Below are 1,609 nucleotides of genomic sequence, written 5' to 3'. Positions count from 1 at the left end.
GGGGGTGCGGACGAAAACTTGGACTATCAGGGAGGTAGTTCATGTATTCCTACGAAGACCGGATGCGAGCCGTTACGCTTTATATCAAGCTGGGCAAACGCCCGAAAGCGACTATTCGCCAGTTGGGCTATCCAAGCAAGAATGCTTTGAAAGGCTGGTACCTGGAATATGAGCACCATCTTGATCTGCGTTTAGGATTTGCGCCCCGCGCCCCTAAGTTCACACAGGCGCAAAAGGAAGTGGCTGTTGAGCACTACCGCACGCATGGTCGTTGTGTTTCTGCAACGATGCGCGCCTTAGGCTATCCCGGTCGTGCAACGTTGACAGCATGGGTTCGTGAGGCGTTTCCCGAAACTAGTAAAGCTGTCACTGGAAGAACTGGACGTCCACGATACCCTGACGCATTGAAGAAGGCTGGCGTCGTCGGACTTTATAATCGGCAAGAAAGCGCGCAGGCCCTGGCCGAAAAGCTCGGCGTATGCAGACCGACACTGTATAACTGGAAAAACCAGTTACTTGGTCCGGAGGCTCCCGCAATCATGAAACGCAAGAACAACTCACCGCCAGTGCCAGAGCGAAAAGAATTAGAGCGCCAGCTCGAAACACTGCAGCACGATATTCAGAAACTGCAGCTTGAGCACGACCTTTTGAAGAAAGCGACCGAACTCATAAAAAAAGACCTGGGCGTCGATCTGCAACTCCTGAGTAATCGGGAGAAAACGCTGTTGGTTGACGCCCTAAAAGATCTTTATCAACTCTCCGATCTGCTTGCTCAGTTGCGACTGGCGCGCAGTTCATATTTTTATCATCGAGCCCGTATGAGGGTGACCGACAAGTACCTCACTATACGTCAGAACATCACCGAAATCTTTGAACTTAACCGTCGATGCTATGGCTACCGCAGGCTACAGGCGTCATTAGCCAAACAATCCGTTACAATCTCAGAGAAGGTTGTGCAGCGCTTGATGAAACAGGAGAACCTGATCGTTGCCACGCCAAAGCGGCGGCGATACCGCTCTTATCTGGGAGAAATCAGTCCGGCACCCGAGAACCTTATTAATCGCGACTTCCAGGCCACAGCGCCGAATGAGAAATGGCTAACTGATATCACCGAGTTCCATATCCCGGCTGGCAAGGTGTATCTCTCACCCATCATCGACTGCTTCGATGGTCTGGTCATCAGTTGGTCTATCGGAACGAAACCAGATGCGGAATTGGTCAATATGATGCTTGATGCCGCCATAGAAACTGTGACCGGCGCAGATAAGCGGCCAATAGTGCATTCTGATCGGGGTGCACACTATCGCTGGCCGGGTTGGCTATCGAGGATCAGTGATGCGAAGCTGGTGCGCTCAATGTCCCGCAAGGCGTGCTCCCCAGATAACGCCGCATGCGAAGGTTTCTTTGGCAGGCTAAAAACGGAGTTCTTTTATCCCAGCGATTGGAGGAACACCACACTCGAGCATTTTATCAATGAAGTTGATGGCTACATTCGGTGGTACAACGAGAAACGGATCAAGATATCGCTTGGCGCACGAAGCCCAATCGAATATCGAAACTGTCTTGGCATTGTGACGTAAAAACAGTCCAAGTTTTTATCCGCACCCCC

General features: G+C 51.4%; 1 protein-coding gene. It reads left to right on the top strand.

Annotation, left to right across the window (positions count from 1 at the left end; translation table 11 throughout):
- Positions 1 to 41: 41 nt before the first annotated feature.
- Positions 42 to 1,580, top strand: a complete 1,539-nt coding sequence (locus HWD97_RS24110) for an IS3 family transposase (protein WP_371835789.1) — start codon at positions 42 to 44, stop codon at positions 1,578 to 1,580.
- The last annotated feature ends 29 nt before the right edge of the window (positions 1,581 to 1,609 follow it).

Source organism: Ochrobactrum sp. C6C9, assembly GCF_022627935.1.
GTDB lineage: Bacteria > Pseudomonadota > Alphaproteobacteria > Rhizobiales > Rhizobiaceae > Brucella > Brucella teleogrylli.
Note: the sequence above shows the minus strand (reverse complement) of the source record. Positions and strands in the feature narration are given on the sequence as shown.